Origin of the sequence: Nocardioides panacihumi (genome assembly GCF_039530925.1) — a bacterium.
Taxonomy (GTDB): domain Bacteria; phylum Actinomycetota; class Actinomycetes; order Propionibacteriales; family Nocardioidaceae; genus Nocardioides; species Nocardioides panacihumi.
In genome coordinates this window covers 281877-307419 of sequence record NZ_BAAAPB010000001.1, presented here as the reverse complement: position 1 = coordinate 307419, position 25543 = coordinate 281877, and the positions used below count along the sequence as shown (strand labels likewise).

Annotated in this window: 24 protein-coding genes and 1 tRNA gene; 9 read left to right on the top strand and 16 right to left on the bottom strand. The window is 70.9% G+C overall.

Going from position 1 to position 25543, the window contains the following annotated elements; genetic code table 11:
* Nucleotides 1-425: 425 nt before the first annotated feature.
* From ABD205_RS01500 to ABD205_RS01490, 3 genes are all read right to left on the bottom strand, one after another.
* Nucleotides 426-1508, bottom strand: a complete 1083-nt coding sequence (locus ABD205_RS01500; RefSeq protein WP_344041677.1) for a family 43 glycosylhydrolase — start codon at nucleotides 1506-1508, stop codon at nucleotides 426-428.
* A gap of 71 nt (nucleotides 1509-1579) precedes the next feature.
* Nucleotides 1580-2842: a family 43 glycosylhydrolase gene (locus ABD205_RS01495; protein ID WP_344041675.1), complete on the bottom strand. Its 1263-nt coding sequence runs from the start codon at nucleotides 2840-2842 to the stop codon at nucleotides 1580-1582.
* A gap of 188 nt (nucleotides 2843-3030) precedes the next feature.
* Nucleotides 3031-4899, bottom strand: a complete 1869-nt coding sequence (locus ABD205_RS01490; RefSeq protein ID WP_344041673.1) for an acyl-CoA dehydrogenase — start codon at nucleotides 4897-4899, stop codon at nucleotides 3031-3033.
* Nucleotides 4900-5038: 139 nt separating this feature from the next.
* On the opposite strand from ABD205_RS01490, the gene ABD205_RS01485 reads away from it, so the two are divergent.
* Nucleotides 5039-6562 carry a hypothetical protein gene (locus ABD205_RS01485; protein ID WP_344041671.1) on the top strand — a complete coding sequence of 508 codons (1524 nt, stop codon included), beginning with the start codon at nucleotides 5039-5041 and terminating at the stop codon, nucleotides 6560-6562.
* Between the two features lie 56 nt (nucleotides 6563-6618).
* On the top strand, nucleotides 6619-7155 hold the full coding sequence (locus ABD205_RS01480) for a hypothetical protein (protein WP_344041669.1): 537 nt from the start codon (nucleotides 6619-6621) through the stop codon (nucleotides 7153-7155).
* A gap of 7 nt (nucleotides 7156-7162) precedes the next feature.
* Here the strand turns inward: ABD205_RS01480 and ABD205_RS01475 are convergent, their stop codons facing one another.
* From ABD205_RS01475 to ABD205_RS01445, 7 genes are all read right to left on the bottom strand, one after another.
* Entirely contained in the window at nucleotides 7163-7795 is a 633-nt protein-coding gene (locus ABD205_RS01475; RefSeq protein ID WP_344041667.1) for a DUF2461 domain-containing protein, read from the bottom strand.
* Nucleotides 7796-7816: 21 nt separating this feature from the next.
* Complete coding sequence (locus ABD205_RS01470) at nucleotides 7817-8434, bottom strand: hypothetical protein (RefSeq protein WP_344041665.1); 618 nt, start codon at nucleotides 8432-8434, stop codon at nucleotides 7817-7819.
* On the bottom strand, nucleotides 8431-9624 hold the full coding sequence (locus ABD205_RS01465; RefSeq protein WP_344041663.1) for a hypothetical protein: 1194 nt from the start codon (nucleotides 9622-9624) through the stop codon (nucleotides 8431-8433). Before ABD205_RS01465 ends, ABD205_RS01470 begins: the two co-directional genes overlap by 4 nt.
* Nucleotides 9624-10445: an ABC transporter ATP-binding protein gene (locus ABD205_RS01460; protein ID WP_344041661.1), complete on the bottom strand. Its 822-nt coding sequence runs from the start codon at nucleotides 10443-10445 to the stop codon at nucleotides 9624-9626. Before ABD205_RS01460 ends, ABD205_RS01465 begins: the two co-directional genes overlap by 1 nt.
* Nucleotides 10439-10924 (bottom strand): hypothetical protein, encoded by a 486-nt coding sequence (locus ABD205_RS01455; protein WP_344041659.1) that lies wholly within the window; start codon nucleotides 10922-10924, stop codon nucleotides 10439-10441. Before ABD205_RS01455 ends, ABD205_RS01460 begins: the two co-directional genes overlap by 7 nt.
* 167 nt (nucleotides 10925-11091) lie before the next feature.
* Nucleotides 11092-11164, bottom strand: a tRNA-Gly gene (locus tag ABD205_RS01450).
* Nucleotides 11165-11198: 34 nt separating this feature from the next.
* Nucleotides 11199-11981, bottom strand: coding sequence for an SGNH/GDSL hydrolase family protein (locus ABD205_RS01445; RefSeq protein WP_344041657.1), 783 nt, complete (start codon nucleotides 11979-11981; stop codon nucleotides 11199-11201).
* A 52-nt stretch (nucleotides 11982-12033) separates the two neighbouring features.
* Between ABD205_RS01445 and dcd the strand changes: the two genes are divergently transcribed.
* The gene (gene dcd, locus ABD205_RS01440; RefSeq protein ID WP_344041655.1) at nucleotides 12034-12609 is read left to right on the top strand and encodes a dCTP deaminase; all 576 of its coding nucleotides are present in this window, start codon (nucleotides 12034-12036) and stop codon (nucleotides 12607-12609) included.
* Here dcd and ABD205_RS01435 read toward each other — a convergent pair.
* Complete coding sequence (locus ABD205_RS01435; protein ID WP_344041653.1) at nucleotides 12571-13392, bottom strand: phosphatase PAP2 family protein; 822 nt, start codon at nucleotides 13390-13392, stop codon at nucleotides 12571-12573. The two genes, dcd and ABD205_RS01435, sit on opposite strands and share 39 nt — an antisense overlap.
* Nucleotides 13393-13420: 28 nt before the next feature.
* Here ABD205_RS01435 and ABD205_RS01430 point away from each other — a divergent pair, with 28 nt between their 5' ends.
* Nucleotides 13421-13594, top strand: a complete 174-nt coding sequence (locus ABD205_RS01430; RefSeq protein ID WP_344044440.1) for an SIP domain-containing protein — start codon at nucleotides 13421-13423, stop codon at nucleotides 13592-13594.
* Between the two features lie 125 nt (nucleotides 13595-13719).
* Here the strand turns inward: ABD205_RS01430 and ABD205_RS01425 are convergent, their stop codons facing one another.
* Nucleotides 13720-14535: a DUF4097 family beta strand repeat-containing protein gene (locus ABD205_RS01425; RefSeq protein WP_344041651.1), complete on the bottom strand. Its 816-nt coding sequence runs from the start codon at nucleotides 14533-14535 to the stop codon at nucleotides 13720-13722.
* Nucleotides 14536-14559: 24 nt separating this feature from the next.
* A complete protein-coding gene (locus ABD205_RS01420) occupies nucleotides 14560-15081 on the bottom strand; it encodes a pilus assembly protein HicB (protein ID WP_344041649.1) in 522 nt (173 codons plus the stop codon).
* 157 nt (nucleotides 15082-15238) lie between these two features.
* On the opposite strand from ABD205_RS01420, the gene ABD205_RS01415 reads away from it, so the two are divergent.
* Genes ABD205_RS01415 through ABD205_RS01405 form a run of 3 tightly spaced genes read left to right on the top strand, consistent with a single transcriptional unit; the run spans nucleotide 15239 to nucleotide 17460 of the window.
* The gene (locus ABD205_RS01415) at nucleotides 15239-16996 is read left to right on the top strand and encodes a sodium:solute symporter family protein (protein WP_344041647.1); all 1758 of its coding nucleotides are present in this window, start codon (nucleotides 15239-15241) and stop codon (nucleotides 16994-16996) included.
* 12 nt (nucleotides 16997-17008) lie between these two features.
* Nucleotides 17009-17266: a hypothetical protein gene (locus ABD205_RS01410; protein ID WP_344041645.1), complete on the top strand. Its 258-nt coding sequence runs from the start codon at nucleotides 17009-17011 to the stop codon at nucleotides 17264-17266.
* Nucleotides 17263-17460 (top strand): hypothetical protein, encoded by a 198-nt coding sequence (locus tag ABD205_RS01405; protein WP_344041643.1) that lies wholly within the window; start codon nucleotides 17263-17265, stop codon nucleotides 17458-17460. Before ABD205_RS01410 ends, ABD205_RS01405 begins: the two co-directional genes overlap by 4 nt.
* Before the next feature lie 23 nt (nucleotides 17461-17483).
* Here the strand turns inward: ABD205_RS01405 and ABD205_RS01400 are convergent, their stop codons facing one another.
* Together ABD205_RS01400 and ABD205_RS01395 are read right to left on the bottom strand one after the other, a co-directional pair.
* Nucleotides 17484-18512: a hypothetical protein gene (locus ABD205_RS01400; protein WP_344041641.1), complete on the bottom strand. Its 1029-nt coding sequence runs from the start codon at nucleotides 18510-18512 to the stop codon at nucleotides 17484-17486.
* Nucleotides 18513-18794: 282 nt separating this feature from the next.
* Entirely contained in the window at nucleotides 18795-22484 is a 3690-nt protein-coding gene (locus ABD205_RS01395) for a (Fe-S)-binding protein (protein ID WP_344041639.1), read from the bottom strand.
* A gap of 290 nt (nucleotides 22485-22774) precedes the next feature.
* On the opposite strand from ABD205_RS01395, the gene ABD205_RS01390 reads away from it, so the two are divergent.
* Nucleotides 22775-24016 (top strand): Glu/Leu/Phe/Val family dehydrogenase, encoded by a 1242-nt coding sequence (locus tag ABD205_RS01390; RefSeq protein WP_344041637.1) that lies wholly within the window; start codon nucleotides 22775-22777, stop codon nucleotides 24014-24016.
* Between the two features lie 11 nt (nucleotides 24017-24027).
* On the opposite strand, the gene ABD205_RS01385 is transcribed toward ABD205_RS01390, so the two are convergent.
* Entirely contained in the window at nucleotides 24028-24918 is an 891-nt protein-coding gene (locus ABD205_RS01385) for an Lrp/AsnC family transcriptional regulator (RefSeq protein WP_344041635.1), read from the bottom strand.
* 212 nt (nucleotides 24919-25130) lie between these two features.
* Here ABD205_RS01385 and ABD205_RS01380 point away from each other — a divergent pair, with 212 nt between their 5' ends.
* Entirely contained in the window at nucleotides 25131-25529 is a 399-nt protein-coding gene (locus tag ABD205_RS01380) for a YybH family protein (protein WP_344041633.1), read from the top strand.
* The last annotated feature ends 14 nt before the right edge of the window (nucleotides 25530-25543 follow it).

Sequence of the window (25543 nt, the reverse complement as noted above, 5' to 3'; positions counted from 1 at the left end):
CGCCGAGTCGGCGCGTCTTCGCACCCGTACGACGCCGAGTCGGCGCATCCTCGCGCGTGTGAGGGGCCGAGTCGGCGCATCTTCGCGCGTGTGAGGGTCCGAGTCGGCGCATCTTCGCGCGTGTGAGGGGCCGAGTCGGCGCATCTTCGCGTCGGCCTTCGCCGCACCGGGACAGGTGTTCGGGGCCGCGCCTTCGTTGGTCGCGCGCGAGTGCAGCCTCGCGATGACGTTCGCCGTCGATCCGGGGCGACTCGCCTCGAGCCGGCCGCGAGGATGCGCCGACTCGACGCAGTACGGGTGCGAGGATGCGCCGACTCGACGCAGTACGGGTGCGAGGATGCGCCGACTCGACGCCGTACGGCTGCGAGGATGCGCCGACTCGGCGTCGTACGGGTGCGAGGATGCGCCGACTCGACAGTGAGTGGTCACCGCCTGCGCTGGATCCAGGCCCCCGGAGCGGGGAGCTTCCGCTTCGTGAACCGCAGCGTCATCCCGTAGAGCGCACGCACCGGCCGGCGGTAGTCCTCCTGCCCGTCCCAGGCGTGGAACGGCTCCTTGCACGGCCGACCGCTGCCGCGGCAGACCCAGGCGTGGAAGTACAGCGAGACAGTGGCCGTCGTGCCGCGCCCGCTGACCAGGACGTCGGCGCCGCCGGGACCGCACAGCCCGGTGTTCGCCTTCGAGAGCAGCGTCCGGCCGGGGCCCGGCCAGGAGAGCATGTTGGGGGAGCGCCGGAAGACGGTCGTGTAGCTGCACCGGGTGTAGTCGCCGACCGAGTCGAACAGGTAGTAGAACCGCCCGCGCTTGAGCATGACCGGGTTCTCGACGACCCCGCTGCTCACCACCAGCGGGCGGCTCCTGCCGGCGACCTGCAGGCCGTTCGGCGCCAGCGGCACGATCCGGATCGAGGACGGCCGCCCGTCGGTCTTGTAGAGCAGCCACGTGCCGCTCGGACCCTGGAAGAGCGAGGGGTCGATGGCGCCCGTCGTGGGCAGGGTCGGCTCGGCGTGACCGGGATCGAGCACGGGGTCGGAGGCCGGCGGCGTGCGGGCGTCGGGAGGGCAGACCAGCGGCCCGGTGCCGATCGGCCGGAAGTGACCGGTCGGGTTGCCGGCCACGGCTACGCCGATGCAGCGGCCGGCGCTGGAGAGCCCTCGCACCGGCGCGGCGTAGTAGAGCACCCAACGTCCGCGCAGCCGGACGATGTCCGACGCCCAGACCGAGCCCGTCGTCCGGGCCCAGGTGGGGCGCGTGAGCAGCGCCGGGCTGGCCAGCCGCCACCGCCTGCCGTTCGTCGACGACATGCGGAGCACCTGGTCTCCGGTGCCGACCACGACGTAGTGCTTGTTCTTCGTCTGCGCGATGCTCGGGTCGGGGACGTCGCCGTTCACCAGGGGGCGGACCCGCGCCACCGCGCTGGGCATCGTCAGGGCGAGCACGCCGGCGAGCAGAGCCGTGCACAGTGCCGTACGTCGACCGGTGGACGTGCGTGGCGTTCGGACGTGCATGGGCTGCTCCCGGATCGACGGCGAGGCTGAGGTTAACCCGACCCTTTACCTCCGGCCAGGACCCGCGCCGCTCAGCGGCGGCGGTGCCTGCGGTGCTTGACGACGTGGTGGCGGGCGCGCGGATGCCGCTTCGCGTGGTGCCGGCGGACGCGGTGCGGGTGCCGCCCCACGTGGTGGCGCCTCACGTGGCGGCGCCTCACGTGGTGACGCTTCACGTGGTGCCCGGCGCGGTGCCGCCGGACCCGATGCCGCTTCGCGTGCGGCGCGTGCGGCCGGATCCACGACCCGACCCGCACCGACGCCCGGGAGAACCGCAGCCGGGCGCCGTAGAGGGCACGGACCCGCCGCGCCGCGTGGAGCGAGTCTGCGCACGGCCGGACTCCGCCGCCGCACGCCCACGCGTGGAAGTAGAGCCGCACCCGGCTCCGGTCGACCACGACGTCGGCCCCGCCGGGGCCGCACAGTCCAGTGCCCTGCCTGGCCAGCAGCGTCCGCTGCGGGCGGCCGCGCCAGCGCAGGATGCTCCTGCTCCGGCGCCACACGGTCGAGTAGCTGCACCGGCTGTAGTCGCCCGCCGACATGAAGAGGTAGAGCCACCGGCCGTGCCGGACCATGACGGGATTCTCGACGACGCCGCGGGCGGCGAGCAGCGGGCGGCTGCGGCCGCGGGCGTGCAGCCCGTTGACGCGCAGGCGCAGGAGGCGGATCGACGACGGCCTGCCGTCGGTCTTGTAGAGCAGGAACACCCGTCCGTGGTCGACGAACGCCGACGGGTCGATGGCGCCGATCGTCGGGAACGTCGGCCGTGCATGCCGCCGGTCGAGGATCCGGTCCTCGGCTCGCGGGGCGTGCGCGGCGGGCGGGCAGACCAGCGGGCGGCGGCTGACCGGTCGGAACCGGCCGGTCGCGTTGCGCGACACGGCGACGCCGATGCACCGGCTGGTCTCGCCCATGCCCCTGACCGGGGCGGCGAAGTAGAGCAGCCAGCGCGGACCGACGCGGACCAGGTCGGCCGCCCAGATCGTGTTGCCGGGGCGGGCCCAGGCCGGCCGGTAGGCCAGAGCGGGCCCGAGAGTGCGCCAGCGCACCCCGTTGGGGGAGACCAGGCGTGCGACGCGCGACCCGGTCGCCACGGCGACGTACTGCCGGGGGCCGGTCTTCACGACGCTCGGGTCGGCCATCGGCCGGCGGTGCTCGAGCGGGCCGGCGGCGGCGTCCGCGTCCGGCACGGCGAGTGCCAGCAGGGTCAGGACCGCGAGCAGCAGACGCCAATGGCGACGACCGGCGGCCGGGGTGAGGAGTGTTCGGTTGCGGGGGTTGTGCGCGTTGTGCAAGGGGGGTCCAGAGGGCCTCGTGGTTCAGGGGGCGCCAGAGGCTAACCCGGGACCATGGCCCCGCTTGCACGGACCCGTGCGTCCGCCGGAAGAAATGTCCGATCGGCCAGATCCGGGGTCGTCGTTCGAACTACCGAGGCCCGCCCGGCGGGTGCCGGACGGGCCTCGGAGTCGTGCAGGGCGAGTGCTCAGAACGCCGCTTCGTCGATCTCCATGATCGAGTTGTCGATCGCCTCGGCGATCGCGCGCTCAGCGGTCAGCTTCGGCAGGTTGTACGCCGCGAAGAACTTCGCCGCCGCGACCTTGCCCTCGTAGAACGCCTTGTCCTTGCCTGCGTCGCCGCCGAGCTTCTCGAGCGCGATCTCCGCCTGGCGCAGCATCAGCCAGGCGCAGACGACGTCGCCGAGCACCATGAGCAGGCGGGAGGTGTTCTGGGCGACCTTGTAGACGTTCTTGATGTCGCCGGTCTCCGCGCTCGGGTCGGAGGACAGCAGGTCGTTGAACATGTGGCTGACGATCGCCTCGGCGTCGGCCAGCGCCGTGGCGAGCAGGGCGCGGCTCTCCTTGAGCTCGCCGTGACCCTCGTCGGCCAGGAACGCCTTGATCTCGTTGGCGATGTGGCCGAGCGCGACGCCCTGGTTCTTCACGATCTTGCGGAAGAAGAAGTCCTGGCCCTGGATCGCGGTGGTGCCCTCGTACAGCGTGTCGATCTTGGCGTCGCGGACGTACTGCTCGATCGGGTAGTCCTGCAGGAAGCCCGAGCCGCCGAACGTCTGCAGCGACTCCGTGCCCAGCAGCACCCACGACCGCTCGGAGCCGTAGCCCTTCACGATCGGGAGCAGCAGGTCGTTGACGTCGACGGCGAGCTGGTTGGTCTCGCCGTTGTGCTTGGCGATCGACACGTCGTCCTGCCACGTGGAGGTGTAGACCACCAGAGCGCGCATGGCCTCCGCGAAGGACTTCTGCACCATCAGCGAGCGGCGTACGTCGGGGTGGTGCGTGATCGTCACCCGCGGGGCGTCCTTCGCCGCGTTCGTGAGGTCGGCGCCCTGGACGCGCGTCTTGGCGTACTCCAGTGCGTTGAGGTAGCCGGTCGACAGCGTGGCGATGGCCTTCGTGCCGACCATCATGCGGGCGTTCTCGATGACGTCGAACATCTGGCGGATGCCGTCGTGGACCTCGCCGAGCAGCCAGCCCTGCGCAGGCTCGCCGCCGCCGACCTGCGGGTCGCCGAAGGTGAGCTCGCAGGTGTTGGACACCTTGATGCCCATCTTGTGCTCGACGTTCGTGACGTAGACGCCGTTGCGCTCGCCGGTGAGCTCGCCGGTCTGGTGGTCGAAGTGGTGCTTCGGGACCAGGAACAGCGACAGGCCCTTGGTGCCCGGGCCGCCGACGCCCTCGACGCCGCGCGGACGCGCGAGGACGAGGTGCATGATGTTCTCCTGCAGGTCCGACTCGGCGCTGGTGATGAAGCGCTTGACGCCGGAGATGTTCCAGGTGCCGTCCTCGTTGGGGGTGGCGAACGTCTTGCCGGAGCCGACGTCGGAGCCGGCGTCGGGCTCGGTGAGCACCATGGTGGCGCCCCACAGACGCTCGACCATGATCTCGGCGATGCGCTTGTCGCGCTCGGTGCCGTTCTCGTAGACGACCTTGGAGAAGAACGGGCCGCAGCCGTACATCCAGACCGGCGCGTTGGCGCCGAGGATGAACTCGGCGGTGGACCACACCAGCGAGTGCGGCGCGGCGGTGCCGCCGATCTCGGCGGGGGCCTGGAGGCTCCAGAAGCCGGCCTCCATCCAGGCGTCGTACGACTTCTTGAACGCGGCCGGGACGGGCGCCGTGTTCGTGGTCGGGTCGAAGACCGGCGGGTTGACGTCGGACTCGACGAACGAGGCGGCCAGGTCCTCGCGGGAGATGCGCTCGACCTCGGCGAGGATCTCCTTCGCGGTGTCGACGTCCAGGTCCGCGTACGGGCCGGTGCCGAGGATCTTGTCGCGACCGAAGACCTCGAAGAGGTTGAACTCGACGTCGCGCAGGTTGCTCTTGTAGTGGCTCACTGCTCCACCTATCCAGATCGGGGAAGGATGCTTGCCTCGTATAGCAACGGGTCGTGCTACCGGCCGGTAACATAAGAGTAGACCGGGGTGTTTGCCGGTGCAAGCGCGGGGTCATCAGGCCCCCGATACGGTGTCCAGGGTGCGAAGGATCAGCGGGACGGTGGCGCGGGTGGCCGCCATCGTCATCCTCGTCCTCGCTCCCGTCGCCGGAGCCGTCGTCGCGGTCCGGTACGCACCGCCGGCGCACGCGACGATCGCCGGCCAGACGATCACGGTGAAGCCGGTGATCGGACGCGACACCACCGAGCTCCAGGGCGGCGCGATCGTCCGTCCCGAGCACGGGCACGTCGGCGTGCTGGGCGTGGGGACCGACATCGGGCTGGACCTCAGCCTCGACTGGAACCGGCTCATCCCGCAGGACAAGCAGACCCGCGCCTACGTGACGCAACTCTTCGACGACCCGCGGCCGGCCATGTCCGAGGTCCGCGAGGCGGCCCAGGCGTACGTCGTCCGCTGGGCCGCGCTCGGCGCCGCGGGCGTGGTCATCGTCGAGGTCGGCGTGGCCCTGCTGGTGCTGCAGCGTCGCCGCAAGCTCGCCGCCCTGCCCCCGGACCTCGCGGAGGCCGTCGCCGCCCACAACGCCCGGCTCCGGGGGGCGCTGGCGGCGGTCGCGGCTGTCGCGGTGCTCACCCTCCACGCGCTGGCGGTGCAGACGCTGTCGCACCACGACCGGCATGCCGTGATCGGGAGCCCGTTCTTCAACGGGACCGCGCTGGCGGGCACCCAGGTGAACGGCCTCGCGGGTGAGGTCGTGCCGTTCCTGTCGGTCCTCCAACCGCACAGCACGTTCTACGAAGATGTCTCCGACAACCTCGACGCCGCTCTCGCCAACACCGACCTGCGAGCGTCCCCGGACGACGTCCTCTTCATCGCCGCGGAGGACCTCGAGGACGTCAACGGGATGGCCAGGATCATCGGTCGGGCGGCGAAGCTCACCGGCGCGGACTTCCTCGCCTACACCGGCGACCTGACCTTCGCGGGGAAGTCGCTCGAGACCTACATCCTGGACACCATCGACTACTACTCCGGCGGCGTGAAGGTCGAGTTCGCCCCCGGCCTGCACGACACCCCGGCGATCGTGCGCGCGGCGTCGGCACGGGGGTGGAAGGTCGGCGACGGCCGCACCCACGACGTCTCGGGCATCTCGCTGCTCTCCCTGACCGATCCGCGCATCTCGACCGTCGGCGACTTCGGCACCGGTGCCGTCCTGCGCGACCCGTCCACCGACGTGACGACGTTCGTCGACGACGCGACCACGGAGGCCTGCGCGACCCACCCCGACATCGTCCTGCTCCACGACCACCTGCTCGGTGCCCGCATCGCCGCCGCCGGCTGCCAGAGGGTCGCTGTGATCGACGGGCGCTCGTTCAAGCCCCTCGGCGTGCAGGTGCACGCGGGCCCGACGGGCGAGCAGTCGCTGGAGTACACGGGCGGCAGCGCCGGCGGCCACGTCAGCACCGAGCCCAACCCGGGCGACATCCAGAACCCGGCCACCTTCGAGGCGTTCAGCCTCAATCCGAGCACGGGCGCGCTGAGCGTCAGCGTCTTCACGGTGAAGCCCGACGGCAGCGTCGACATCTCCGCCCCTGCCCCGATCCCCTGAGGTCGACTCCTCCACCGCCTCGCGTCATGGGGCGAGCGCCGCGGTGTCCTCCTGACATGAGCTCTGAACGCACGACCACCGCAGCCGACCTCGTCTCCGCGGTCCGCGACGCGGCGGCCGGGACGCCGTACGTCGTCCAGGAGACGGCACGCGGCTTCGACCTGACGATCGACGTCGCGAACGCGCGCTGGCTGGCCGTGCTGCGCGCGCACGGACTGAAGAAGGTCTTCACCCACGAGGTGACCCTGGACGTGCGGCGCCGCCGGCTGGTCATCGTCGACGTGTCCAACACGCTGTCCTGGTCGGCCGGGGCTCCTCGGCTGGCCACGGTCCAGAAGGAGGCGTCCCGCGGGCGGATCTACCAGAAGTCGTGGCGCAAGGACTTCGGGGTCGACCTCGACACCGGCCGCGTGGGCGAGGTGGTCGGCTACTCCTTCGACGCCGGCGTGGGTCGCGACATGATCCGCACGGTGGCCAAGGCCCACGGCTGGTCCGAGCGGATGGGCGGGGTCGAGAAGGGCGCCATCGTCATGGCCGCCATCGGCCTCGTCGGGGGTCTGGCCGGCGCCGTGGTCGCCGTCGTGCAGCGCTGAGCCGCGCTCAGGTCGCGAGCCGCTCCCGGCACCACTCGGTGAGCGGGCGCAGGCTGCGCCAGTCGTCGCGTACGACGTCCAGCAGCTCCGCCGTGTGGATGACCGGCTCGAAGCCCAGCGACCGGCCCGCCGTCAGCGACTTGTGCCGCAGCAGCCCGATGCGCGGATGGTCGGCGTCGAAGCCGCGCGGCGTCGTCTTGAGTGTCTCGCCGCCGATCTCGAAGCCGTCCTTCTCGATCTGCGCGAGCAGCCGCTCGAGCTCCGGGCCGAAGCGGTCGTGCACGATCGCGGCCCGGAAGGCCGCCAGCCGGTCCGAGGGGGCGTGGTAGAAGCCGCCGCCCGTCCGGATGCCGCGCGGCGAGAGCTCGACGTAGTAGCCGGTCGCCTCGGCCACCCCGACGAACGCGCCCTGGTGCGTCTTGTACGGCGTCTTGTCCTTGCTGAACCGCACGTCGCGGTAGGGCCGGAAGATCTTGGCCGTCCCGAACTCCGGCTCGAGTGCGGCCGTCAGGGCCTTGAAGGGGGCGAGCACCGACTCGGCGTACACGTGCTTGTGCGCCTCCCAGAACGACCTGGTGTTGTCGACCTCGAGGTCGTCGTAGAAGTCGAGCGCAGCGGCGGGGAAGCCTTCGAAACTCACGACGACGAGACTAGGCCGACCTCAGGCCGGTTGGCTCAGCACCGTCCGCGCGCGCCGCGTCCACGCCGTCATGCCGATGACGAAGAGGAGCGTCGAGAGGACGACCTGCGTGGCCCCGACCTCGGGGGAGACGATCCACGCCCAGCCCGCCAGGTCGGGCCGGTTGGCTGCTCCGAGCGTGGCGGCGGCCAGGAGGTGGGCGGTCATCGGGAGCCATCCGTAGCGGAGGCCTGCGACCGACGCCACGGCGAGACCTTCGCCGCAGAGCGCCATCGACGTCCGTGCGCTGAGTCCGGCGACGGCCAGGTCGCGGGTGCCCGTCGCCGCGGCTGCACCGACGGTGAAGGCCGCCAGGGTGAGCACGATCCTCGCGACGTTGACGGCGAACGCCCTCCTCGGCACCGTCGCGAAGACCTCGGGACACGGCTCGCTGGCTGCGGTGGTCGCCGTGAGGGCCGCGACCCAGGCGAGCAGCGCCGGGACGGGCGCCACGACCGTGTCCATAGCGCCGATCTGGGGAAGGCCGACGACGTCGGGGGCCGCGGCAGCGACGGCCGCTGTGGTGACCGCCGCGGCGGTGGTGGCGAGCGTCCAGCCCGACACGTGGGGCGGCAGCCAGCGGTCGGGTGACGACCTCACCGGCAGCTCGCGCGAACCGCGCTCAGGCGCTGCACGACCCACCCCGCGGACGTAGCCGCGGACGCGCTGTGTCCGAGCTCCCTGGATGACTCGACCACCAGCCATCGGACGAGCTCGCCATAGGCTCGGGTGACCGCGAGGCGCGAGCACGTCGGGACCGGGATGAGTGCCATGGCCTCCTCGGTGCCGTCCTGCACGAGATCATCGTGACGGGGCATGTCGTAGGCCGCAGCGCGCTCCGGAGACACCAAGCCCACTTCGAAGAAGTCGGTCGGAGCTGCGTCGTCGTACATCGCGAGAACGCGGTGCATCCGATCGAGTCGAGACAGGCTCTGCTCGAGCGATCGGGACGGGAAGGGCCACGTGCACAACCTGACGTCGTGCTTCCGGTAACAGGTGGCGGAGTGCGGCGGACGCCGTACGGCGACCGGTCGTTCGTCGGTGTGGATTCGTGTCACCACGGAGCTGGCGAGAAGAGCGCCGGCGATGACGAAGCCCAGCGCGCGGAGCCTGCTCCGCCGCACGGCCAGGCCGGTCCAGGCCACGACCGTCGCGAACGCGAGACCGAGGGCCGTGCTGGACAGCAGGCCCGGGTTGGGCTCGAGGTAGATCTGGTAGTGGATCTCTGGGTAGATGACCCGCAGCCGATCGGCAGGGTCCGAGGTGAGATACAGGATCGCGAACAGCGCCACGGCCACGGCCGGCGCCGCTAGGTGGTGCTGCCAGAGCCTCGCCACCGCCACCCCGGCCGCAGTGCAGGCGCTCACCAGTAGCGCTGCCTGGAGGGGAAGCAGGAGCATCGCGGGCGAGAACCCGCCCGAAAGGTCAGATCGCACGAGGATCAGCGCGCACAGGACCAGGAGGGCGAGCGACTGCCAGCTGGCGATCGCCAGCCAGCCCAAGCGGATCGCGGACGCCTTTCCCCGAGGGGTCGTCCCAGCGAGCTCGAGTATCCCGCTCGCTTGCTGGAGCGATACCTGCAGTGCGGCCGCGCCAGCCGCGAGCGGTCCCAGGTAGAGGCACGCCGTGAGGACCAGGTTCAACGGATCCGCCCAGCCCGGCAGCTGTCCATCGGTCGAGGTGAACACGCCACCGAGCACCAGGGCTGCGCCGACGGCGGCGGACCCCGAGATCAGCGGCGCCCCGGTCCCGAGCTCGACCACCAGGGGCGCACGGCTCGTGGCGGGCATCAGCCATCCGCTCCGGTCTCGATGATCCGCTGATAGGCGGCCGAGATCGCGGCACCCGGAACGGGCTGGCCGTCGGCCGTTTCGGCGAACGACGCCAGCCTGCCGGCATACGCGCACCGCCCCTCGTTCAGCACCACGACCTCGTGCGCGAAGACCGCGACGTCCTCGACCAGGTGGGTCGCGAGTAGCGTGGTCGTTCCACGGCGGCGGACCTCGCCCAAGTTGGCGAGGAAGGACTCGCGCTGTGCCGGGTCCAGGCCGACGGTCGGCTCGTCGAGCAGCAGGAGACGCGGGCGCGAGACCAGGGCTTGGGCGAGCGCCACGCGCTGGAGAGTGCCGCCCGAGAGGGTGCCGATCTTGCGCTCTCCGTACTCAGCGAGGCCGGTCAGGACGAGGGCCTCCGCGATGTTGTCCGCAACGGCCGCTCGCGGGACCTGGCGGAGCCAGGCGACGTACGCGAGCACCTCCCGGCACGTATACCCGTGCGGGGCCCGGAACCTCTGCGGCACGACACCGATCCGTCTGCGGTACTCCGCGAGGCTGCCGGCCGAGCCCGCCGAGTCGTAGCCCGCCACGGCGAACGACCCGCCCGACGCCGAGGTGGACGTCGACAGGATCCTGAACAGCGTCGACTTCCCCGCGCCGTTCGGCCCGAGCAGCGCCACCGCGCTGGAGGACGCCCGGGCCGACACCCCGCCCAGTGCCGGCCGGCCCCGCCTGCGCGGGGCGCGCAGGCGTCGGTAGTCGTAGGTCAGGTCCCGAAGCACGAACCCCTGCTCGGCGTCGTCGACCGGCTTCGAGACGGCCGGAGTGGTCAGCACGGGCTCGGCGCATTGAAGCCATCACGGGCAAAGCCACTCACGCTGTTCGCTGCTGCGGGGACGGCGCTCCAGCTGACGTACGTGTGGTATCTCGTGTAGCTGTCGGTGTCGATACCGGCGCTGCGGTACACCCCCTGGTTGTACAAGCGCGAGATCTTCTTGAGCGTGACGTCTGGCGCCAGGGACTTGTTCCGGATGAACGCCGCGTTGTACGAGTTGTTGCCGCCGGCGTTGTTCGCGTCGGAGCACAACCATGCGATCGTGCTGCCGGCCGGTCCATAGCCCGTGAAGTTGTCGCTGTCTCCGTGGCCGGCCGTCTGCCCGAAGTAGAACCGGACCCCGCGCGACAGCTGTGCGGTGCCGGTGGTGGCGTACGCGGTTGCGGTGGTCGCCAGCAGTGTGCCCAGCACGATGGCGAGGACTCGTGGCCCCCGGGAGCGGCGCAGCCATCCTGCCAGCGGGTTCGTGTTCGTGATCATGGTTCGTCCTCCGTCTGCCCGAGACCGACGTGGACCCGCCAACGTGTCGCGGGTCCACACTCGGAAGACACATGGCGGCCCCGTTCATGACGCGCCGCGGCGAACTTGTGGAAACGACAGCGCCCCGCGCGGACTGTCGTGCAGTCTCGCGCGGGGCGCCTTCTCGGAGCGGATGACGAGGCTCGAACTCGCGACATTCAGCTTGGGAAGCTGACGCTCTACCAACTGAGCTACATCCGCAGTGCCTGCCGGAGCAGGCGGTGAGGATGCTACCTCACACCTCCGCGGTGGGGGGAAGGGGTGTGAGCGCTGGATACCGCGGGTCCAGGCCATCGCCCGACGAGCGTCCGGTCAGCCGGCGCCGGACCCACGGGCCGAGGTGCTGGCGGGTCCACTCCCAGTTCGCAGCGCGCAGCTCGCGCGCGGTGAGCTCGGGGCGGGTGAGGGGGACCGGCTGTGGCAGCGAGTGCGCGACGCCGAGGAGGTCGAGCACCTTGACGGCCATGAGCTCGTGGCCCGGCGTCGCCATGTGCAGGCGGTCGACGTCCCAGTAGCCCCAGTCGTCGTACTCGCCCATCCGCCAGTAGTCGACGATGCGCGCGCCGTGCTCGTCGGCGATCTCCCGGACGAGCTCGTTGTAGTACGCGAACCGGCCCCTCATCGGCTTCCAGAAGGCCGACCGGCGGGCGCCGAACGCCGTCCAGACCAGGACGGTCGCCCCGGTGGCCGCGAGCCGGCCGATCGCGTCGTCGTACGCCGCCATGAGCGCGTCGACGTCGACCGACGGACGCAGCAGGTCGTTGGCGCCCGCGTAGACGGTGACGAGGTCGGGCTCGAGCGCGACGGCCCGGTCGAGCTGCTCGTCGAGGATGCCGGCGAGCTTGCGTCCGCGGATGGCGAGGTTGGCATACCCGAAGTCGGGATCCGCGGTGGCCAGCACCTCGGCGACCCGGTCGGCCCAGCCCCGTACGCCGTTCGGCCGACCGGGGTCCGGATCGCCCACTCCCTCCGTGAAGGAGTCCCCGATCGCGACATACCTCTTGAAGCTCTCTCGCACGGTGAGCATTGTGCGCCCGGCGTCGGCCGCGCCGATCGGTAGGGTGACCCCCGTGCTGCTGAGCGACAAGGACATCCTCGCCGAGATCGAGGCCGGCCGGATCGTCATGGACCCCTGGCAGGAGGCCATGCTCCAGCCGTCGAGCATTGACGTCCGGCTGGACCGCTTCTTCCGGGTCTTCGACAACCACAAGTACGCCACGATCGACCCCGCCGTCGACCAGTCGGAGCTGACCCGGCAGGTGGAGACCGAGGGCGAGGAGCCGTTCATCCTGCACCCGGGGGAGTTCGTGCTCGGGTCGACGTACGAGACCGTGACGCTGCCCGACGACATCGCCGCGCGCGTCGAGGGGAAGTCCTCGCTCGGCCGGCTCGGCCTGCTGACGCATGCGACCGCGGGCTTCGTCGACCCCGGCTTCTCCGGACACGTCACGCTCGAGCTCGCCAACGTCGCCACGCTGCCGATCAAGCTCTACCCGGGCATGAAGATCGGGCAGTTCTGCTTCTTCCGGCTCACCTCTCCGAGCGCGCACCCCTACGGCTCGGAGAAGTACGGAAGCCGCTACCAGGGCCAGCGGGGTCCCACGCCGTCACGCAGCTTCCAGAACTTCCACCGCACCGCGATCTGAAGCACGGGACCGCGAGCGGCGCCAGAGCGCGTCGCCCCAGAGCCCGATCCCGAGCAGCGCCAGTGCGACGATGCCGTCGAGCCACCAGTGGTGGCCGGTCGCCGCGACCACGAACATCGTGATCGGCAGGTGCAGGACGATGAGCGAGCGCCACGGGCTGCGGGCGACGCAGAGCACGCCGAGCCCGACCACGGCCGCCCAGGCGACGTGGATCGAGGGCATCGCGGCGTACTGGTCGCTGATGCCGGTCCCCGGGTCGCCGTACACCTGGAAGCCGAGGCGCTGCGACAGGTCGACGAACCCGAGCTCGGGGATGAAGCGCGGAGGTGCCACCCGGACGAACCGGATGATGAGGCACCCGAGGGTGACGTAGACGAGCCCGTTGCGCCAGTGCGGGTAGGCGTCCCGGTGCCGGATCCACAACCAGACCAGGAAGGCCAGGAGCGCCGGCACGTGAAGTGTCGCGTAGTAGGCGTTGACCAGCCGCGCGAGCGAGTCGTGGTGCACCACGAAGTGCTGGAGCCCGATCTCGCTCGGCAGGTGCAGGCGGAGCTGGAGACGGTCGATCGCGCGGCCCCGGTCGATCGCTCCCGCCTCGTGGGTGAACGGGAGCTGCCGCGCCAGCCGCCAGATCGAGTACAGGCCGCTGACCAACGCGAACTCGCGGAGCGTCGGAACCGATGCGGTGCGCAGGCGTCCGTCGGGAAGCCGGAGACCGATCACCGAGAGCAGCAGTGCCGCGATGCAGGCGAGCGCTGCTTGATCCCAGGACGGCCACGGCACGTGCACAGTCTGCCTCTTGGCGAACCCGGTGCAACCCCGCCCTGCCCCTCGATGGTCAGGTCTGGTGGTCTACGCCTGGGTCGCGGGCGAGTCCAGGCTCGTGACCGGGCTCAGGCGGGCGCTGGTGTCCGACCTGGGGCTGAATCGGTCAGAGGTCGCCTTCATGGGCGACTGGCGCGATGGCGTCGCCATGAGGGGCTGACCCCCGCGTGGCCACACGAGTCGGGCGATCATCGTTCGTCTCCGTTCGTTCGCTGTGCCTCGGCAGCGGCCGGTCGGTGGACCGGCTCGGAGCCACCGCCGTCCCGCCGAGGAAGGAGTAGACGCTCATAGCGACACCAGGGTGATGTCACCGCTGCCGCTGTGGACGCGCACCTCGACGTGGTCCTGGCCGGGCTCGGGCTCGCCCAGGCGGGGGAGCGTGGAGCTGATCCGGCCGCTGACGGTCGACACGTCGGTCCACACGGGTACGCCGGCGGGGACGCCGACCCGGATGTCGCCGGAGCCGCCCTTGCCGTTGATGCGGCCGCGCGTGATCGCGTCGACCTCGAGGTCGCCGCTGCCGGTGGTGAGCGAGATGTCGCCGCTCGCCCGGTGCACCCGGAGGGCGCCGGAGCCGCTCTTCACGCGCACCGTCCCGCCGACGGATCCGAGCTCGACGTCGCCGGAGCCGATCGACGCGACGACGGTGCGGGTCGCTGCCCCCACCGAGACGTTGCCGGAGCCCGACTTGATGCGCACGTCCCCGTCGGTGTCGCCGAGCTGGATGCGGCCTGAGCCGGTCTCCAGGACGGTGGAGCCGGAGGAGTGCTCGACGTCGATCCCGGCCGAGCCGGTCTGCACGACCACCGAGCCGTTGTCGCCGGTGAGGGTGACCTCGGCGGAGCCCGTCCTGATCTTCAGGTCGCTGCCCGACGGCAGGTCGACGGTGACATCGATGCCGCCGCGTCCGAACAGTCCGCGCTGTCGCGGCGCGACGATCAGGATGCCGCCGCCGCGCTCCTCGACGCGGGTCTGGTCCGCGTCCTGACCGGTGACGACGACGTCGGTGGTGTCCCGGTCACTGGCGCGTACGTCGATGCGGCCGGCGCCGAGCATGGCGTGCAGCCGGGTCGGGCCGGGGGTGTCGAAGTGGTGTTCCATGGTGTGTCTCCTCCTCGGGAGCTGTCAGGCCCAGCCGGTCATCCGGCGGGGGCCGCGTCCTTGTGTTCCGGGCGTCGGGCCGCCCAGGAACGGGACGCTGGAGAGGTCGATGTCGACGTTGATGCCGCCCTCCCGGGTCGCGTTGCGGACCAGGTTGACGAGCCACGTGTTGAGCGAGGCGCCGCTGCGGGCGGCGTACTCCTCGGCACGGGTCTTGACCGACTCCGGGATGCGGAGTGTGATGCGGGCCAGGGAGCCCTCGTCCTCCGGGTCTCCGGGCTCGGCGTCGACGGTCGCGGCGGCCGGGGGGACCTCGACCCGGAAGTCCAGGTCGCGTCCGGCGAGCCGGACCTCGACGCTGCCGGCGGGAAGCTCGGCGGTGATCTCGGCGGCAGCCTGGCTGACCGCCTCCATCAGTGCGAGCCGAGCGGCGGGGTCGAGCGCATAGGAGAGTCGCTCGGCGGTGTCACGGGCCTCGGGCCCGGCCGCCTCGGCCGCGGCCAGGAGGTCGCGGCGGAGGCCTTCGACGTACGGCGTGATGTCCATGCGCACCACTATGACATCACGAAGACGTCAGCGCAATGTCACGACGACGTCAATCGTGACATCAGGTGTGTCTTGCCCCATTTCGGGGCATGAGGAGGGCCTGGCACTCGACGTGTCAGGGCTACATCTGAATCGAGAAGAGAAAGGTCGTGGACCTATGGCCGCGGCTCCCGTGGTGGCGCTCGCGAGTAACACGCTCATCGATGCGAGCGCCGTTGACTACCTGCTGATCGCGATCTACTTCGCGTTCGTCATCGGGATCGGGGTGATGGCGAGTCGTCGGGTCTCCGACTCCGTCGACTTCTTCCTCTCCGGTCGCTCCCTTCCCGCGTGGGTGACCGGTCTGGCCTTCATCTCGGCCAACCTGGGCGCCGTCGAGATCATGGGCATGTCCGCGAACGGCGCCCAGTTCGGGCTCCCGTCCGTGCACTACTTCTGGGTCGGCGCGATCCCGGCCATGCTGTTCCTCGGCGTCGTGATGATGCCGTTCTACTACGGCTCCAAGGTGCGCTCGGTCCCCGAGTTCATGCGGCGCCGCTTCGGTCCGGGCGCCCACCTCGTCAACGCGCTGTCGTTCGCGATCGCGCAGCTGCTCATCGCGGGCATCAACCTGTACCTGCTCGGCTCGATCCTGCACGCCCTGCTCGGCTGGCCGCTGTGGATCGCGCTCATCGTCGCCGCGGCGATCGTGCTCTCGTACATCACCCTCGGTGGTCTGCGTGCCGCGATCTACAACGAGGTCCTCCAGTTCTTCGTCATCGTCGCCTCGCTGGCTCCGCTGACCCTCCTCGGCCTGCACCGCATCGGCGGCTGGAGTGGCCTGAAGGACAAGGTCACCCCCGGGGTGGACCCGAAGACGCACGACGTCACGGCGTCCGTGCACGACCAGCTGCACTCGTGGCCGGGCAACGCGCTCACGGGCTTCGACTCGTCGTTCCTCTCGGTCATCGGCATCGTCTTCGGCCTCGGCTTCGTGCTGTCCTTCGGCTACTGGACGACGAACTTCGTCGAGGTGCAGCGCGCGATGGCCTCCGACTCGATGGCCTCGGCCCGGAAGACGCCGATCATCGGCTCCTTCCCGAAGATGTTCATCCCGTTCATCACGATCATCCCGGGCATGATCGCCGCGGTGCTCGTGAGCGAGATCGCCAAGGTGAAGAACGGGCAGGCGGTGCCGGGCGGTGCGTCCGGCGACGGCGTCCAGTTCAACGACGCGCTGCTCTACCTGATGCGCGACGTGCTGCCCAACGGCCTCCTGGGGCTCGCGATCACCGGTCTGCTGGCCGCGTTCATGGCGGGCATGGCGGCCAACATCTCGGCCTTCAACACGGTGTTCTCCTACGACCTCGTGCAGACCTACATCATCAAGGACCGCGAGGACCACTGGTACCTCGGGATCGGTCGCTGGGCCACCGTCGGCGCGACGGTCATCGCCATCTTCACGGCGGGACTGGCGTCCAACTTCTCGAACATCATGAACTACCTGCAGACGCTGTTCGGGTTCTTCAACGCCCCGCTCTTCGCGACGTTCATCCTCGGGATGTTCTGGAAGCGGATGACGGCGACGGCCGGCTGGGTCGGCCTGGTCGCCGGCACACTCTCGGCGGTCACGGTCGCGTTCCTCTCCGAGGACGCCTTCGGCTCGTTGTCGACCGGCGCGCTGCCGTTGTCGGGACAGGGCGCGTCGTTCGTCGCGGCGTCCACCGCGTTCGTCGTCGACGTGGCGCTGTCGATCATCGTGTCGTACATGACCGTGCCGAAGACCCACGACGAGCTGGTCGGGCTCGTCTACTCCGAGACGCCGCGCGAGGACCTGATCGACGAGAAGGAGGCGACGTACCCCTGGTATCGCCGTACCGTCCCCCTCGCGACCGTGTCGCTCGTCCTCGTGATCATCCTCAACCTGCTCTTCTGATCGGAGACCGACATGGCAGTGAACAAGACAGCTGGCCTCTTCGACATCCGCAACGTGATCGGCTCGCTGCTCGGCATCTACGGCGTGATCCTGGTGCTGATGGGGATCTTCGGCGACGAGGAGGGCAAGAAGACGGGCAACGTCAACGCCAACCTGTGGTCCGGCCTGATCCTGCTCGTGGTGGGCCTCATCTTCATCTTCTGGGCGTGGAAGCGTCCGGTCGTGGTCGACGAGGAGGCCGTCGCCGAGGTGCGCCGAGAGGAGCCGTGACGGCCACCGACCCGGTCGACGTGCTCCGCCGATGGGAGGCCGCGGGCGGCGTGTGGGAGGTCGTCTCCCGCTCCTCCGGCGGCCTCACCGTCCGGCTGTGCACCTGCACCGGCGGTGAGGAGGTCGACAGGCTCGAGTCCTCCTCGCCCGCCCTCGTCGCGTACGTCGGCGAACGCGCGCGCAGCGACGACTGACCCGCTGGTGCCGTGGTCCCGAGTCATCCGGTGACTCGGGGCCACGGCGCTGTCTGCGCTGTCTGCGCTGTCTGCGCGCAACGCGCGCAGGGCCGGTGGGCTCCCTGCCAGCCGTGACGCTGCAACAGCTGCGCGACCTTGACCGCCGTGCTGCAGGGTCGGTCGAAGACCTGGCCCCAACCGAGCCTGACCGTGACGCGACCGGCGGCGACCCTGGCATCGAGGTCGCGCTCGAGGTCGCGATCCCGGGCGGCTGAGCCGTCATGCCCGAGTCGGCCGTCGAGCTCCACGACGATGCCCAGCTCGGGGTAGTCGATGTCGCGGAACCCCGGCCGGCCGACCCCGGTCGGCGCCTGACGCCGGGGTCGCGGCGGCCCGTGGGCGCGCTCGACGCCGACCAGGTATCCGTGCTCGAGCACCGAGCAGGTGCCGTCGCGCACGTCCGCGAGCGTGTTGGCCAGGAACCGGCGACGTGGGATGCGCGGGCGGGAGGCGAGCGTGTCGAGCAGCCGGGCCGGGGTGGTGAGCCTCGCGTTGACCGCGTCCGCGAGCCGGCCGATCGCGGCCAGCTCCGTGGCGGAGCCCGCCGCGAGGTCGAGCAGCGCCTCCTCGGTCCGGAGCCGGGGCGGGCTGGTGCTCCACTGCACCCGGGCGGCCAGACGGCTCAGCCGCTGGATGACGATGCCCTCGCGCCGTACGACGCTGCGCTTGCGGTCGACCGCGACCCGGATCGGAGCGCCGTCGTCACGGTCGCGTCGACCGGGCCCCTCGACCGCCCGGAGTGCGGACTCCCCGGCCAGCGCGGCAGGCCACGCGTGGAGGACAGCCGCCCAGGCCCGTTGCCGCCACGTCATCGGACCGGTGTGGTCGACGAAGATCGCCGGATGCCCGGCGGGCGCCCACTCCCGGCGTCGGACCAGGCGGCGGATGTCGTTGACGGTGAAGCCGCACTCCAGCACCTGGCGCCGCGCGACCACGCCGTGCTGGGCCTGGAGGAGCTCGTCGAGGCGCGCCTGGTCCGGTTCACGGTCGGCATCGGGCGCGAGGGACATGCGGCCGAGCCTGGCCGACCACGCGGCCCGGCGGTAGCGCTGCGCGGCGATCTGTGGAGAGCCGCGGAAGCGACTGTGCCGCGGATCCGAGTCATCCAGTGACTCGGATCCGCGGCACTGAGGCGTTGCCGACCTGGGGAGGTGGTCGGACGGTCGGCGCCGAGGATCCGTGCGGGCTCAGCAACGCCGCCGACGGATCTCTGGCGAGGCCCGGAAGCGACTGTGCCGCGGATCCGAGTCATCCAGTGACTCGGATCCGCGGCACAGTCGGATCTGTCCGACTCAGAGGTCGAAGAGCGACTCCGTGGAGCTGATGTCGACGTCGGTGCGCGGGCTGTGCGCCTCGCCCGAGGAAGCCGCCGGTGCAGGCCGCGACGCCTCGGTCGGCTCCTCGGTCGGCTCCTCGGGCTTCTCTCCGGCCGGCTCGACCGTCGTCTCCACCGGCGCCTCGACGGGCTCATCGGCGGCCTCATCGGCGGGCTCGGCGTCGACCGGCTCGGCGGCGACCGGCTCGGTGACCGGCTCCGCGGCCGTGGAGGCACCGGTCGGTGCCGCCCCTGCGACGGCGCCCGCAGGTGCCTCGATGTCGAAGAGGGACCCGATCGACTCGATCTCGACGTCGGTCCGCGGCGTGGACGCCGTTCCCGAGGAGGCAACCGGTGCGGTCGCGGGTGCAGCCGCCTGTACGGTCGCCGGTGCTTCGCGGACGGGCGCGGGCGCGTCGGCGGGCTGCTCGTCCACCGCGCTCGCGGCCTCCGCCGCCGGCGCTTCGACCGGCGCTTCGACCGGTGCTTCGGCAGGGGTGTCGACCGGGGTCTCGACCGGAGCGGCGACGGCGTGAGCCGCCGGGGCGCTCGTGACGGCGCCCCCCGGAGCCTCGATGTCGAACAGTGACGCCATGCTGTCGATGTCCACCTCGGTCCGCGGCGCCGATGCGACTACAGGCCCCGATGCGGCCACAGGCGCGGCCTCGACGGGCGCCGCCGGTGCTTCCTCGGCAGCCGGTGCGGTGGCCTCGGGTGCCTGCTCGGCGCTCGGGGTCGCGGGTGCCTCGGTCGGGGCGGGGATGTCGAACAGGGAGCCGCCGGCACCGAGGTCGGGCTCGGCCTGCGCCGGCGCCTCGGCCTTCGCGGCCGGCGGTGCTTCCTCGGCAGCCGGTGCGGTGGCCTCGGGTGCCTGCTCGGCGCTCGGGGTCGCGGGTGCCTCGGTCTGGGCGGGGATGTCGAACAGCGACCCGCCGGCACCGAGGTCGGGCTCGGCCTGCGCCGGCGTCTCGGCCTTCGCGGCCGCCGGTGCTTCCTCGGCAGCCGGTGCGGTGGCCTCGGGTGCCTCGGTCTCGGCAGGGATGTCGAAGAGGGACCCGCCGGTCGCAGGGGCTGCCTCGTCCTCGGTCGGCGCGGCCGGAGCCGGCGTCGAGGGCGTGTCGAAGAGCGACCCGCCCTCGTCGAAGAGCGAGCCGCCTGACGTGCTCTCGGGCGCGCTCGGCTCGGACGGGGCAGGGGTGTCGAAGAGCGACGATGCGTCGTCCGGCGCCGACTCGGGCGCCGACTCCGGCGCCGGTGTGTCGAACAGCGACGATCCGCCCGATGCCTTCGCGGCAGGGCCGGCGTCGGCGGTCGACCTGACGGTGTCGGGTGTGTCGGTCGCGTCGCCGGCGGACGGCTCGGCGGCCAGTGCTGTCGACGCGGCAGCAGCCGCGGGAGCGGCCGACGTACCGCCACCGGGCGCGACCTTCGTCGCCATCTCGCCCTTGACCGAGGCGAGCAGCATCTGGGCGACGTCGAGGACCTCGACCGACTCCCGCGCGCTGCCGTCGGCCTGCGCGGCGGTGAGCCCGTCGGAGAGCATGACGCGGCAGAACGGGCAGCCGACCGCGATCTGGTCCGCCCCGGTCTCGACGGCCTCATCGGTGCGGTTGCGGTTGATCCGCGAGCCGAGGTTCTCCTCCATCCACATCCGGGCGCCGCCGGCGCCGCAGCAGAACGAGCGCTCGGCGTTGCGGGGCATCTCCTTGAACTCCGCGCCCGGGAGCACCTGGAGCAGCTCGCGCGGCGGGCTGTAGACGCCGTTGTGGCGGCCGATGTAGCACGGGTCGTGGTAGGTGATGGAGCGCTGGTGGGCGCCGGCGCCTTCGGTGACCGGGGTCAGCTTGCCCTCGCGGACGAGCCGGTTCAGCAGCTGGGTGTGGTGGACGACCTCGAGCTCGACGCCGAAGTCCTTGTACTCGTTCTTGAGCGTGTTGAAGCAGTGCGCGCAGGTCGAGACGACCTTCTTCACCTTGTACTCGTTGAAGGTCTCGGCGTTCTGCTGGGCCAGGCCCTGGAAGACGAACTCGTTGCCGGCTCGTCGGGCGGGGTCGCCGGTGCAGGTCTCGCCGTTGCCGAGCACTCCGAAGGACACGCCGGCCATGTCGAGCAGCTCGGCGACCGCACGGGTCGTCTTCTTCGCGCGGTCCTCGTAGGCGCCGGCGCAGCCGACCCAGAACAGCCAGTCGACCTCGTCGAGCGACTCGATGCCGCCTTGGTCAGACGGAGCGCCGACGACCTTGACCTCGAAGGGCAGGTCCTTGGCCCAGTCCAGGCGGGCGGAGGGCGACATGTTCCAGGGGTTGCCCTTGTTCTCCAGGCCCTTGAACAGCCCGTTGAGCTCGGAGGGGAAGTTGGACTCCACGAGCACCTGGTAGCGGCGCATGTCCATGATGTGGTCGACGTGCTCGATGTCGACGGGGCACTGCTGGACGCAGGCGCCGCACGACGTGCACGACCAGAGCACGTCCTCGTCGATCACGAAGCCGCCGTCGGCCGGGTTGTAGAACCACTCGAGCACGTCGTCGCCCGCACCCACCGAGCCGTCCTGGTCGGTGTGGCCGATGAGCGGCTTCTGGGCGACCTCGGCCCCGGCGCCGTCGGTCTCGCCGGCCTGGAGGTACGGCGCGGCGGCGTACGCGTGGTCGCGCAGGCTGAGGACGAGGTGCTTGGGGGAGAGCGGCTTCTGCGTGTTCCAGGCCGGGCACTGCGACTGGCAGCGACCGCACTCGGTGCAGGTCGTGAAGTCGAGGATGCCCTTCCAGGAGAAGTCCTCGATCGAGCCGACGCCGAGCTTGGCGTCCTCGTCGAGGTCGTCGATGTCGTCGAGGGTGACCGGCTTCCCGGCGGAGACGAGCGGCTTCATGGCGCCCAGCGCCGTGCGACCCGAGTCCTCGCGCTTGAACCAGATGTTGAACCAGGCGGTGAAGCGGTGCCAGGCGATGCCCATGGTGAGGTTGCGCGCGATGACGATGAGCCAGACCATCGCGAGCGCGATCTTGAAGACGGCGATCGCGTAGATGATGTTCTGCAGCGCGGCCTCGGAGCCCTGCGAGCTGGGGTAGAGCGCGTCACCGAACCACGACGCGATCGGGAAGTGCGCGCGGGTCGCCTCGTCCTCGTGGCCGGTGATCTTGGCGAGGTTGTACTCGGCGCCGCGGATGAACAGGATCGCTGCGCCCTCGAGCAGCGCCATGATCTCGACGAAGTACGCCTGCCAGAAGGTCGAGCCGAAGAAGCGCGAGTCACGGCCGAGCGAGCGAGGGTGGTTCCGCTGGCGGTAGATGATCAGGTAGACGATGCCGACCGTGCTCAGCACGCCGATGAGCTCGCTGAACCACTCGTACGGGTAGAAGTGGCCGATGATCGGCCACGCGAACTCCGGCGAGAAGAGCTGGAAGTAGGCGCTCAGCACCGCGAACGACAGGAAGATGAACGCCGCGAACACGAACCAGTGCATGACGCCGACGACCGTCCACTGGAGCATGCGCGTGTGGAGCACCGTCTCCTTGAGCATGGTGACGGTACGTCGGCCCGGGTTGCCCGTGCGTCCGGGCGCCGGCTGACCGGTCCGGATGACGCCGAGCATGCTGCGCACCGCGCCCACGAGCAGCGCGACCGCGGCGACCGTGAGCACGAGCGAGACAACGATGGCAAAGGCTTGCATGCGGGAACTTCGCTCCTCGTCGATAACGAGCCCGCCGCGTCCGACGAGCGATCCACCACCCTAGGGCGGGCGTGCCGCGAGTGGCAGCCCGTCCAGGAGTGACACACATCCTACCCGTCGGTAACTTCGCCGCCTTCGGACGGCTTCCCGAAGCCGGTCGTTCCGAGGGGCTCGTCGATGCTGGTTACCGGCCGGTCGAGCGGCATGATGCGCGCGAGCTGTGAGCCCCCTCACAAGGGGGCCACGGCTCATTCACCGACAGGCTGATCACACCCCACAGGGAGGATTGGATGAGCGAACCGCTCGTCGATGCCCGCCGCCAGCTCGCAGATGCCGTGAAGATCCTCGGCTACGACGACGGCGTCTACGCGAACCTGGCCGCGCCCCGGCGCGAGCTGGCCGTGAGCATCCCGCTCCGGCGCGACGACGGCACCACCGAGGTGCTGACCGGATACCGCGTCCAGCACAACTACTCGCGCGGCCCCGCCAAGGGCGGACTGCGCTACGCCCCGAACGTCGACCTCGACGAGGTCCGCGCGCTCGCCATGTGGATGACGTGGAAGTGCGCGCTGCTCGGGGTGCCGTACGGCGGCGCCAAGGGCGGCGTGACGATCGACCCGCGCAAGTACTCGGTCGCCGAGCTCGAGCGCGTCACCCGCCGCTACACCTCGGAGATCCTGCCGCTCATCGGCCCGATGCAGGACATCCCGGCCCCCGACATCGGCACCGACGAGCAGACGATGGCCTGGATGATGGACACCTACTCCGTCAACAGCGGCCACACGGTCCTGGGCGTCGTGACCGGCAAGCCGATCAGCCTGGGTGGCTCGCAGGGTCGCGCCTCCGCGACCTCGCGCGGCGTCGTCCACATCGCGCTCCAGGCGATGTCGCACCTGCACCTCTCGCCGTCCGAGTCGACGGCGGCGGTCCAGGGCTTCGGCAAGGTCGGTCGCGGCAGCGCGCGCTTCCTCGCCGAGGCGGGCGTGAAGGTGCTGGCCGTCAGCGACCAGTACGGCGGCGTCCGCTCGGATGCCGGCCTCGACATCCCGGCGGTGGAGCGTCACGTCGACGAGACCGGCTCGGTGGTCGGCTTCCCCGGCAGCGTGCCGATCGACAACGACGCGCTGCTCGAGCTCGAGGTCGACCTGCTCGTCCCGGCCGCAGTCGAGGGCGTGATCCACGCCGGCAACGCCTCGCGGATCCACGCGAGGCTCGTCGTCGAGGGCGCGAACGGACCGACCACGGCCGAGGCCGACGAGATCCTCGCCGGGCGCGGCATCACGGTCGCCCCCGACATCCTCGCGAACGCGGGCGGCGTGATCGTGTCCTACTTCGAGTGGGTCCAGGCCAACCAGGCCTACTGGTGGAGCGAGGAGGAGGTCGAGGGGCGTCTCGCGGAGCGGATGAACAACGCGTGGCGCGACGTCCTCGCCTACGCGCAGCGACAGGGGCTGACCCTGCGTACGGCCGCGACCTGCCTCGCCGTCGAGCGCGTCGCCAGTGCCCACGACATGCGGGGCCTCTACCCGTAAGCGGCAGCGCGTCAGACGGCGAGACCCTCGGAGGCGTACGTCTCCTTGACCACCCGCAGGTGCGTCCAGCACTCGGTCTCGTTGACGCCCGGGACCTCGCGGATCTGCTCGAGACCCTCGAGCAGGTCCGCGGGGTCGTACGCACGCAGCGTGACCAGCACGTCGAACCGGCCGAGGGTCCGTGCGAGGAAGCTCACCTGCGGGACCGCCAGGACCCGCTCGAGCGCATCGCTCGAGTCGCCGCCCAGCCGCAGCCCCATCCCCAGCGCCGCCTGGCCGTCGAGACCGGGCTGGCGCACCAGTGCGCCGATGTGGACGACCTGGGACTCCAGCAGCCGGATGACCCGCCGCCGTACGCCGGCCGGCGTGAGCCGCACGTGCCGGGCCAGGTCGACGTACGACGCGCGGCCGTCGCGCTGCAGGACGCCGAGGAGCGCGACGTCCACGGCGTCGATCTGGTGCACGACGTCGCCCACCGGCCCCGCGACGTCGCGCATGACCTCCACGTAGGAGAGTGTGTCGACGCCCTGCACGCCCGGCAGCGAGCGCAGCTCCGCGATCGCCCGGTCGACGGCCAGGGGCGACGAGGTCCGCACCTCGGCGAGCACGCCGTGGCGCCCCGAGGCCAGGGACACGAACGGGGTGTCGTCACGCTCGGCGACCTCGGCCGCGACGGCCACGGCGGAACCGCGGACGACCAGGCCCACGTGGGCGAGCGAGCCGCGGCCGAGGACCGCCGGATGCACGACGCCTCGTACGACGACCTGCCCGGTCTCGATCAGCCGCTGGACGCGTCCCGCTGCCGCCGACCGGGAGAGCCCGACGGCCTCGGCGATCTCGCGGTGGCCGAGCCGTCCGTCGCGCTGCAGGAGCCGCACGATCGCCTGATCGGTCTCGTCCACGCCGCCCACCCCCGAAATTCCTGCGATGAATTTTCGCCCGGGATCGCGGTCGCACGGTGACGTGACGCCCACCACGTCGCACCCGAATCGACGGCCCGGAAACCAAGTGTAGGCAGATCGTGATTCGACGCTCCCGCACGATGCAGGAACTGCTTGCGCGGCGGCGTAGATCTTCTTAGATTCCCGCTGCAAGAACGCGGAAAGGAGCCGGGATGCCGGATCTGACGACCGAGCACGTGCTCGAGGCCACCGACCGGTTGGTCGCGGCCTTCGCGGCGACCGACACGGACGCCTACTTCGCCTGCTTCGCCGAGTCGGCGAGCTTCGTCTTCCACCCCGAGCCGCAGCGGCTCGACGGCCGGGCGGCGTACGAGTCGCTGTGGGCGGAGTGGGTCGCGTCGGGCTGGCGCGTGGAGGAGTGCCTGAGCAGCGACCGGCTCGTCCAGGTCCACGGGGATACAGCCGTGCTCAGCCACAGCGTCCGCACGGTCACCTCCGTCGGCGGCGAGCGCACCACGACTTTCGAGCGCGAGTCGATCGTCTTCGTCCGCGATGGCGACGACCTCGTCGCGGTCCACGAGCACCTCTCCCCGGCCCCGCCGGCGAGCTGAGTCGAAGGAGTTCC